The following is a 7858-nucleotide window of genomic DNA, read 5'->3' on the forward strand; positions in this document are numbered from 1 at the left end:
CAGTGGCGTCGAGCGACGGTCACTCGGAAGTCAACTGCTGCGACAGCCGTTGCAGGCCGTTCCTGATCAGCTGCCCGTACCCGTCGTCGCCGAGGGCGCCGATCCTGGACTGTGCCTGTCGGAGGTGTTCCCGGGCCCGGCCGAGATCACCGAGCCTGCGGTAGCAGTCGGCCAGGTTGAGGTGCAGCGACGGGTACAGGCCGGCCACGGACAGCGGTACCCCGGCCTGCGCCACCCGGTCATCGGTGAGCAGGTCGGCCGCCGCCAGGGCGCGCTGGTCCCAGAGCAACTCCTGGTGGACATCGTCCTGTACATCAGCCATCGAGTGCGCGAGTACACACACGTGCAGCGGATCTCCCTGCTCCCCGCCGATCTCCTCCCAGATCTCCGCGAACACATCGCGGGCGGCCGCACGCTGCCCCAGGCCGTGGTGCAACTCCACTCCGTTGCCGATGCGAACCATCGTTGGATCGGCAGTCATCAACGGGCTCCTTCACCGGTACGACACGGGCGCCGATCAGACCGGCAGGGGCTTCTTGCCGAGGTCCTTGATCGAGGCATGGGCCTTCCTGCCCGGGCTGAACACTGCGAAGCAGCGCTGGTGGCGGTCGCCTGCGTCCCATTGGAACTTGTCCATGCCGTCCCAGGCGAGCCCGACGTCGTCGCGGGTGTCGAACTGGGCGTCGGTGAGGCCCATGAACCTGGCCACGGCGGGCCAGCAGCGGTCGGTCGTCCACTTCTTCAGCAGGTCGTCGGCGGGCAGCGCGCCGCCCACACCGACGCCGATCTGGACGGCGCCGACGAACTCGGCCTCGTGCGGCTGCGCGCAGTCGATCGGGGTCAGCGCGGAGATCCGGTCCCACCAGCCGTCGGACGCCGTGTTGCCGACGACCTCCAGGCAGCGGATCGCCTTCGGCGCGGCGCCGGCCAGCGAACCCTTCAACGACGCGGAGGTGAACGACATCACGCCGTAGGCGCTGCTCAACGTGAAGATCGAGCAGACGTACGAGCGCAGGCCACCGTCCCACGGTGCCCGGGTCGGCATCTGCACGTTGATGCCGAGCATGCCGGTGTGCCAGTCGCCGCCGGCGTAGTCACTGGCCGCTGTGCTGCACGCCGTGTACGCCGCCTGGAACGCCTCACTGCCCGCCGCGGGCGGTTCGGACGCCTGCGCGGCGTTGCCCTCGACCGTGCCGATCAGCACGACCTCGAGCGTGTGCCCGCGGTCGCACTCGATCGGCGCTGCCCGTACGAAGGCCGGGTCGAACGGCGTCTTCGACGCACTGTCCAGGCACATCCCGACGCTCGGCAGGTCGAACTTCGGCACCGCCATCGGCTGCCAGTCGTCGACCAGGTCGCCGTCGGTGCCGGAGACCCGCAGACCGCAGCCGGACATCCCGACCAGAACCCCGACAAGCACGGCAGCGATCGCCGCCCGGGCAGGCATCATCGTCTTCTCTCGTTCCCCCATGAACCCACCGAACAGTGGAGATCACGACTGTCGCCGCCGCGTCCCGGGTTGTCAACTGCCCGCACGGCCGGCCTGTGCGGGCCGCGGCGGGTCCTGCCGGATCAGTGGCCGGTTCCGTGGTGACCACGGATGTGCATCCGTACCGCCGGGCGAGACGCTGGGTTCCTCAGCCACTCGTAAGGGAGACAAGCCATGAACTCGCAGGTCAGCGTGCATCAGCTCGGCGTCAAGGACCAGCGGCGTGGAGTGCGGTTGACACTCAACGGTGTGCTCTGGGCGCTGCAGGTCCTGTGGGGCTTCTTCTTCGCGGGCAGCGGCTTCGGCAAGGTGCTTCTGTACGACGGAGTCCTGTATGCACAGGCGCCTCGGGCCGTGGCCTGGTACGCCGCGGTGCCGCAACCCCTCATCGTCTTCATCGGGGTCTGCGAGGTGCTCGGCGGCGTCGGCCTGATCCTGCCCGCCATCACCCGGGTCAGGCCGAAGCTGACGCCGCTCGCCGCCGCCGGTCTGGCGCTGACGATGCTCCTGGCCGCCGGCTTCCACCTCATGCGCGGCGAATACGCGCTGGTCCCAGCGAACCTCGTCCTCGGAGCGGTTGCCGGGTTCATCGCGGTGGGACGGTCGCACCTGAGGCCCCTCGCGCCGGCGGCGCTCACGACCCGGCGCACGCTCGTGTCGCTCGCGGTGATCGTGGTGATGGTGCTGACCACGATCGTTCCGACCTGGTACACGATGACCCACACCCAGTTCTGACCTGGGATGATGTCACGCGTGCTGGGTCACGTTGATGACCGTGCCGTTCGGGTCTCGGACGAAGAACCGCCGCAGACCCCACTCCTCGTCCGTGAGGGGATAGACGATCTCGGCTCCAGCCTCGACGGCCCGGCCGAACACCGCGTCGACGTCGTCGACCTCGATGGAGATGTCGGGATGAACGCCGGCCTTGACGTCCAACCTCATGACACTGAGCTGCACCTCACGACGGTCAGTGCCGAAGAACAGGATCCAGTCGAGGCCGGGCTGCTCCTGCAGCCCGACGACCTTCGTGTAGAAAGCCCGGCTCTCGTCGAGGCGATCGGACCGAATGTTGGGCTTGATCCGCTTGACACCCATCACACGATTCTATGATCGTGGCACCGACCTGGAAGGCCGCAGGGCTCACAGGTCGAGGACGGCTCGGATCCTGGCGAGCTCTTGCTCGTTGTCCGTGGCCACGAACGTGTGCAGGGCCGTCTCGTCCCGGACGGCGATCATGATGTTGGCGGGGCCGGTGAAGCGGTACACCGCGTCGCAGGGTTGGTTGCCGGCCCAGGCGTATGTCGTGGGGAGTTCGACATAGCGCTGCCGCAGGGCGTCGAGTGCCTGTCGCGGCAGGCGATCGTCGTCCGTGAAGAAGGAGTCCGGGCCGAACGCCTGGGCCGTCCAGACCGACGTCAGCACGTACGTGGAGAAGTGGTCGGCGTACAGCTTCTCGAACGGATCGTCATCGTCAGGGTCGATGATCCAGACCGGCGGGTCCTCGTCGAGGACGGTCGGCGGTACTTCGGGGAGGTGAAAGAGCGGTTCGCCGGCGTAGCGCGGCGGGCGGAGCCGCACGGCCCAGCGCCAGCAGCACTGCGAGTCGGTCTCGGTGACGAGCCGGCCGCCGGCGATCGGGTCACCGAGTCCGGCGGCATTGACCAGGATGTTGTCGCTGTGGCGCGCGAGCCATTCCACCGCTCCCCGGAGCGAGTACCACTCCCGCACAGCAAGCGGAACGTGGAGACCCGACTCGCGTTCCAGTGCGTCGATCCAGCCCGCCACCACAGGGTCCACCGACGGACTGAGGCCGATCGTCCGGTATGCATCAGCATGCCACCACACGGGCGGAGACCTCCTCGAAACAGGTCGCCATGCTTGCACATCGAATACCTCCCTGCCTTACTGACCCGATTGCTGCTCGGCGGCCGGGAGCAGCACGCGGAACGTGGTGGCCCGGCCCGGGTCGCTCTCGACCTCGGCGGTTCCCGCGTGCGCGGTGACGATCGCTGCGACGATCGCCAAGCCCAGTCCGGTGCCGGTCTTCTCGCTGGTCCGGGTGCGGGCCGGGTCCGCGCGGTAGAACCGCTCGAAGACGCGCTGCGCCTCGTCGGGGCCGAGCCCGGGCCCGGTGTCGGTCACCTCGACCACGGCCTGCCCGGGGCGGCGCGACAACCGCACCGTCACCTCGGCGTCGACGCCCGTGTGCGTGAGGGCGTTGGCCACGAGGTTCGAGATGACCTGGCGCAGCCGCTGCTCGTCGCCGGTGACGATCAGCGGCGCCGGTGTGGCGACGTCCAGCGCGAGCGGCCGGTCGCGCTCCACAGCGTGGAAGCCCTCGAGGACGTCGGAGGCGAGCGCGACCAGGTCGACCGGCTCCACGGCCAGCGGGCGCTGCTGGTCGAGGCGGGCCAGCAGCAGCAGATCCTCGACGAGTACGGCCATCCGCCGGGCCTGGTCCTCGATGCGCCCTACCAGCCCGGCGGCCTCCCGCGGGTCCTGCACGGCGCCGTGGCGGTACAGCTCGGCGAACCCACGAATGATGGTGAGCGGCGTGCGCAGCTCGTGCGAGGCATCGGCGACGAACCGGCGCATCTTCTCCTCCGACGAGCGGGCGGTCGCCTCGGACGCCGACCGGGCCGCGAAGGCATCCTCGATCTGCTCGATCATCAGGTTGAACGCCCGGCCCAGCCGGCCGACCTCGGTGCGCGGGTCGAGCTCGGGCGCCCGCCGGGACAGGTCGCCGGCCGCGATCACCGCCGTGGTCTGCTCGATCTGGGCGAGCGGCCGCAGGCTGGCCTTGACCAGCCAGACGGCCAGGACGGCCACCGTCGCGACGATGCTCAGCCCGACCAGCAGCACGAACCAGACCAGCCGGCCCACGGTACCGTCCACATCGGACAGCTGGGCGCCGATGACGATGTGCTGGCCGCCCGGCGCCGTGACGGAGAGGACCCGCCACCGCATCGTGCCGTTCAGCCCGTGCACCGTGAACGGCTCGGTCCTGGACAGGTCGGCGTGCTTGAGGTCGGGTGGGTCCGGGGGCAGCTGGCGCGGCAACGAGCTGACCAGCCTGCGGTCGGTGTCCAGCGACTCGATGAGGAACGGGTTGGGGAACTTCAGGCTCGTGTCCTGATCCTCCGGTACCGGGAACTGCAGCTCGGTGTGACCGGCGGCGATCTGCTTGCGGGCCTGGTCGCCGAGGTCGGCGAGCTGGCGGTCGATGCGGCCGGTGAGCTCCTCGCGCAACGCGGTGACGGTGGCCGCGCCCACGACCGTCACGGCGCTGGTGACCAGCCCGAGCACCGCCACGACGAGCTTGACGCTCAGCGGCGTGCGGCCGAGCACGTCAGCCATACCCGGCCACGGCGGGACCCGGCGGCCGATCCCGGGCGTTGCCTGCGATACCAGACGCATCCAACATGGTGCAGTCGGCAACCTTGAGTTCGGCTGCAAACCAACTGGGGACCTGCTGAACGCCGGACCTACTACCCTTCCAGGCGCTCCCTGTCCGGCGATCCTCGCTGGTTCACCCTGTCTCCCACCCCACGGCGGCCGCCCGCGGCGGTAGCTTTATCCATGGCCCATGGGACGTGAACCGGATCCGGGAAACCGGTGAAGGAAAGCGCCTCGTGGGTCTTTTGGTGCCGTACCGTGCGCGCCGCGGAGAAGGCGCGGGCCACCTGGCGATGTTCTCCTCGGCTAACCTGGTCCGATGCCCGCCGACCTGCCTGTGTTCGAGTTCGCCTTTCCGGGTCCGCTGCGCGACAAGCTGGTCGCCGCCGTACTCGACGGAACGAAAACCGCCACCACCGCCCTGCGCCAGGACTATGAGATCGAAGACGACCCGCTACCGGTCGTGGGCGCCCGGGCGGCCGTGGTCGACTCCGCCGGCCGGCGGGTCGCGGAGATCGAGCTGACCGAGGTCCGGATCGTCCGACTGGGCGATGTCGACGTCGACCATGCCCGCGACGAAGGTGAAGGCGACGACTCGGTCGCGGCCTGGCGAGCCGGGCACGAGAGGTTCTGGCACGGAGCGGACTACCGGAGTTGGCTGGGCGTCCCGGACTTCACGGTGAACGACGACACGCCCGTTGTGCTGCAGCGGTTCCGCCTGGTCACGGCGCTCTGACCCCTGCGCAACTCGGGGCGGACTCGCATGGCAAGATCGCCGGGGTTGCGCGTGGCCTCGGGAGGAATGCTGATGGGCTCGTCCGGATGGTCGTACACCGTGCAGTACCTGGACGATGTGAACGCCGCGCTTCAGCAGTTGCGGCAGCAGGTCTATGACCAGGGCGACTACTACCGGGCGTCAACCGATCCCGACCTGGACATGACGGATGAGGAGTTCCGCGCGAGACTCGCCCCGCGCCACACCGACCCCGAGCGCTACGACGCGATCGTCGAGGCCTGGTTGGAGCGCAGGTCCAGGCCGGAGCCGATCGACCCGGACACGCTCCTCGCGGCGCAACCGGAGTCAGGAACCCACTCGATCATCGACATGGTCAACGGCGTGTCGGCCGAGCCGGAGTTCGGGACGGTCTCCCCGCTACCTCCCGACGACCTGATCTCCACCTTCGGCACCGTGACACCGTCGGCGGGCCAGGTGGAGGCATGGATGGGGACCGACAGCTTCGATGCACGCGACCGCTGGATCGGCACGTACGTCATCAGCTACCAGGACGGCAGACCAGCCCACATCCATTTCTGCGGCCATTCAGGAGACTGAGCCGTCGGCGCAACACCGGCGCGGAGTTTGGGCGGCCGGCGTAGTCCGTTCCGTTTTGCGGGTATACGGAGGTAGCAGGTACACGAGTCTGGAGGCGCGCGATGTCCGTACAGCTCAATCACACTATCGTCGCGGCCCGCGACAAGGAGACATCCGCCAAGTTCCTGGCGGCGATGTTGGGGGTGCCGGTGGGTCCTCGCTTCGGCCCGTTCGTGCCGGTCGAGATGAGCAACGGCGTCACCCTGGACTTCATCGATACCGCCGGCGAGCCCATCACCACGCAGCACTACGCGTTCCTGGTTTCGGAGAACGAGTTCGACGCCATCTTCGGTCGGATCCGGGATGCCGGGGTGGCCTACTACGCCGATCCGCACCACGGTGAGCCGGAGCAGATCAACCACCGCGACGGCGGTCGTGGCGTGTACTTCGACGATCCGAACGGGCACAACCTCGAGATCCTCACGCGCCCGTACGGCAGCGGCGCCGCGTGATCGACCGCGGGCTCCGATCCCCTGCCTAGTGCGGCAGGAACGCGGCGACCGCCCCGGCCAGCAGGGGTGCCGCGACGGCCATGCCGTTCTGCAGGTCGGCCAGGATGCCGCGGTCGGCGCCGAGGATCTGTTCGAGGCGCTGGCCGTCCGCCGCGTTGCTCAGGATCGTGGGCCCGTCGGCGAGGTCGTCGAGCGGGAACAGCTCACCGCGCAGCCGGTGGGCGCTGTCCTGCAGGGCGGTCCAGGCCGGCACGTAGGCGGCCGCGACCAGCAGCGAGCCGACACCGCCGAAGATCAGGATGTACTGGTCCGGGCGCGGGCTGGGCTGGAGCTCGTTGTACGCACTGAACTCGAAGGTCACGAGCGCGACAACGGCACCCAAGGCGGCCAGCAACCGCTGCAGCAACCGGCGCAGGCCGAGCAGCGCGGCGACCCGGCGGCCCACCGGGCCTGGACGCGGCTCGGCGCACGCCACCCGCCGTACCGCGAACATGACCAGACCGGTCGGAATGCCGGCCAGGATCGCGAGGCACACCAGCAGCCCGCTGTGCCAGGAGCCGGCCGGCCCGGGCAGGAACCTGGTCACGTTGACGGCCAGCACCCCACCGACGGCAATCACCACCACCGGCCCGGCGACCTCACGCACCCGCACCGGATGCACGGCGGTCAGTTCGGCCCACCGGCGCCGGCCGTACATCAGGATGCCGCCCGCACAGCCGCCCAGCGCGACCGCGAGCGCCGCCCACACCAGCGGCAGCGGACCGTGCGGATGCTGGTACCGATACGCCGCGACCACCCCGGCGCCCACGAACAGTCCCAGCGCGACACGCCACATGCAAGCCAGAGCGCCGAAGAGGGTCCCGTGATACAGCCCCCGGCAGCGCAAAACTGCCCGGGCTAGTCACAACGCCGTTCAGTTAGGGCTGTTGCTGGTTGGTCAAGGGGTGTGTTGATCGGGCAGTGAGAAGCGGAGTTCCGGTATCAAGGTTTGTCACTCCAAGACAACCCAGAACCAGGAACTCCGCTTGGCTGCTCAGATTGCCATAACCCGTACCATCACGGTAGCCGCGGGTCGGTTCGCGGCCGGTCACCTCGGTGAACTGACCCGCCTCGTACCGTTCGAGATGATCGATGCGGTGTTGGCCGAGA

General features: G+C 69.0%; 11 protein-coding genes. 4 read left to right on the forward strand and 7 right to left on the reverse strand.

Annotation, left to right across the window (positions count from 1 at the left end):
* Positions 1-19 precede the first annotated feature (19 nt).
* Both ABZS66_RS43210 and ABZS66_RS43215 read right to left on the reverse strand, forming a co-directional pair.
* Positions 20-481 (reverse strand): hypothetical protein, encoded by a 462-nt coding sequence (locus ABZS66_RS43210; RefSeq protein WP_354768389.1) that lies wholly within the window; start codon positions 479-481, stop codon positions 20-22.
* A 36-nt stretch (positions 482-517) separates the two neighbouring features.
* A complete protein-coding gene (locus ABZS66_RS43215) occupies positions 518-1471 on the reverse strand; it encodes a septum formation family protein (RefSeq protein WP_354768391.1) in 954 nt (317 codons plus the stop codon).
* 192 nt (positions 1472-1663) lie between these two features.
* Here ABZS66_RS43215 and ABZS66_RS43220 point away from each other — a divergent pair, with 192 nt between their 5' ends.
* Positions 1664-2224: a DoxX family protein gene (locus ABZS66_RS43220; RefSeq protein WP_354768393.1), complete on the forward strand. Its 561-nt coding sequence runs from the start codon at positions 1664-1666 to the stop codon at positions 2222-2224.
* Between the two features lie 12 nt (positions 2225-2236).
* On the opposite strand, the gene ABZS66_RS43225 is transcribed toward ABZS66_RS43220, so the two are convergent.
* The 3 genes from ABZS66_RS43225 to ABZS66_RS43235 form a co-directional block, all read right to left on the reverse strand.
* Entirely contained in the window at positions 2237-2584 is a 348-nt protein-coding gene (locus tag ABZS66_RS43225) for a VOC family protein (RefSeq protein WP_354768395.1), read from the reverse strand.
* A 45-nt stretch (positions 2585-2629) separates the two neighbouring features.
* Positions 2630-3187 (reverse strand): hypothetical protein, encoded by a 558-nt coding sequence (locus ABZS66_RS43230; RefSeq protein ID WP_354768397.1) that lies wholly within the window; start codon positions 3185-3187, stop codon positions 2630-2632.
* A gap of 204 nt (positions 3188-3391) precedes the next feature.
* Entirely contained in the window at positions 3392-4846 is a 1455-nt protein-coding gene (locus tag ABZS66_RS43235) for an ATP-binding protein (protein ID WP_354768399.1), read from the reverse strand.
* A 358-nt stretch (positions 4847-5204) separates the two neighbouring features.
* On the opposite strand from ABZS66_RS43235, the gene ABZS66_RS43240 reads away from it, so the two are divergent.
* From ABZS66_RS43240 to ABZS66_RS43250, 3 genes are all read left to right on the forward strand, one after another.
* Positions 5205-5621 (forward strand): ASCH domain-containing protein, encoded by a 417-nt coding sequence (locus ABZS66_RS43240; protein ID WP_354768401.1) that lies wholly within the window; start codon positions 5205-5207, stop codon positions 5619-5621.
* 99 nt (positions 5622-5720) lie between these two features.
* Positions 5721-6218, forward strand: coding sequence for a hypothetical protein (locus ABZS66_RS43245; protein ID WP_354768403.1), 498 nt, complete (start codon positions 5721-5723; stop codon positions 6216-6218).
* Positions 6219-6319: 101 nt separating this feature from the next.
* Positions 6320-6709: a VOC family protein gene (locus ABZS66_RS43250; RefSeq protein WP_354768405.1), complete on the forward strand. Its 390-nt coding sequence runs from the start codon at positions 6320-6322 to the stop codon at positions 6707-6709.
* Between the two features lie 25 nt (positions 6710-6734).
* Here the strand turns inward: ABZS66_RS43250 and ABZS66_RS43255 are convergent, their stop codons facing one another.
* Positions 6735-7544 (reverse strand): hypothetical protein, encoded by an 810-nt coding sequence (locus ABZS66_RS43255; protein WP_354768407.1) that lies wholly within the window; start codon positions 7542-7544, stop codon positions 6735-6737.
* Between the two features lie 82 nt (positions 7545-7626).
* On the reverse strand, positions 7627-7858 hold a 232-nt coding region (locus ABZS66_RS43260), incomplete at its 5' end, for a hypothetical protein (RefSeq protein ID WP_354768409.1).

Origin of the sequence: Dactylosporangium sp. NPDC005572 (assembly GCF_040605515.1) — a bacterium.
In the GTDB taxonomy this organism is placed as follows: domain Bacteria; phylum Actinomycetota; class Actinomycetes; order Mycobacteriales; family Micromonosporaceae; genus Dactylosporangium.

Excerpts from the sequence above, each read along its gene's own strand:
- ABZS66_RS43210 (WP_354768389.1), bottom strand. The coding sequence starts at position 481 with ATGACTGCCGATCCAACGATGGTTCGCATCGGCAACGGAGTGGAGTTG.
- ABZS66_RS43240 (WP_354768401.1), top strand. The coding sequence starts at position 5,205 with ATGCCCGCCGACCTGCCTGTGTTCGAGTTCGCCTTTCCGGGTCCGCTG.
- ABZS66_RS43250 (WP_354768405.1), top strand. The coding sequence starts at position 6,320 with ATGTCCGTACAGCTCAATCACACTATCGTCGCGGCCCGCGACAAGGAG.
- ABZS66_RS43235 (WP_354768399.1), bottom strand. The coding sequence starts at position 4,846 with ATGGCTGACGTGCTCGGCCGCACGCCGCTGAGCGTCAAGCTCGTCGTG.
- ABZS66_RS43255 (WP_354768407.1), bottom strand. The coding sequence starts at position 7,544 with ATGTGGCGTGTCGCGCTGGGACTGTTCGTGGGCGCCGGGGTGGTCGCG.
- ABZS66_RS43225 (WP_354768395.1), bottom strand. The coding sequence starts at position 2,584 with ATGGGTGTCAAGCGGATCAAGCCCAACATTCGGTCCGATCGCCTCGAC.
- ABZS66_RS43215 (WP_354768391.1), bottom strand. The coding sequence starts at position 1,471 with ATGGGGGAACGAGAGAAGACGATGATGCCTGCCCGGGCGGCGATCGCT.
- ABZS66_RS43220 (WP_354768393.1), top strand. The coding sequence starts at position 1,664 with ATGAACTCGCAGGTCAGCGTGCATCAGCTCGGCGTCAAGGACCAGCGG.